We start from the raw sequence: 886 nt of genomic DNA on the forward strand, positions 1-886 counted from the left end.
CTGCGGTAGCTGTACGCGCGTGCCCCGGCCGGACTCCTCCGGCCGGGGCACGGTCGTAACCGGGCTGTGCTGCGGCCGTGTTGCGGGGATGTGGCGTACATGAAGTCCTCGTGTCGGGGTTCGTGCCGGGCTGTCCGGAGCTGTCCGGCCGTGCTTGTCTCGTGCCCGAACCCGCGCCCGCACCGCACGAGGAGCACCATGAGCAGCCAGCCCATCGACTCGGTCACCGCCGGTCACACCCCGGACGATCCGCCCGCCGGACCCGACACCTCGGCCTGGTCCTTCGAGACCCGGCAGATCCACGCCGGCGCGGTGCCCGACCCGGCGACCGGGGCGCGTGCCACGCCGATCTACCAGACCACGTCCTTCGTCTTCCAGGACACCCAGCACGCCGCTGACCTGTTCTCGCTCGCCGAGCCCGGCAACATCTACACCCGCATCCACAACCCGACGCAGGACGTGTTCGAGCAGCGGATCGCCGCGCTGGAGGGCGGGGTCGCCGCCGTCGCGCTGGCCTCCGGGCAGGCCGCCGAGACGCTCGCCCTGCTGACCCTGGCCGGCGCGGGCGACCACATCGTCTCCAGTGCCTCGCTGTACGGCGGCACGTACAACCTGTTCCGGCACACCCTGCCGAGGCTGGGCATCGAGGTGTCGTTCGTGGAGGACCCGGACGACGTGGACGCCTGGCGGGCCGCGATCCGGCCCCACACCAAGGCGCTCTTCGCGGAGACCCTGGGCAACCCGCGCGGCAACGTGCTCGACGTACGGGCGGTCGCGGACGTGGCGCACGACGCCGGCGTGCCGCTGATCGTGGACAACACGGTGCCGACCCCGTATCTGCTGCGGCCCATCGAGCACGGCGCGGACATCGTGGTGCACTCCGCGA

At 72.1% G+C, this 886-nt stretch carries 1 protein-coding gene; it reads left to right on the plus strand.

Annotation, left to right across the window (positions count from 1 at the left end):
* Positions 1-198: 198 nt before the first annotated feature.
* Positions 199-886, plus strand: a 688-nt coding sequence (locus tag CCN33_RS29960; protein ID WP_140394766.1) for an aminotransferase class I/II-fold pyridoxal phosphate-dependent enzyme, incomplete at its 3' end; no start/stop codon positions are given.

This window comes from Streptomyces recifensis (genome assembly GCF_002154615.1).
Lineage (GTDB): Bacteria > Actinomycetota > Actinomycetes > Streptomycetales > Streptomycetaceae > Streptomyces > Streptomyces griseoluteus.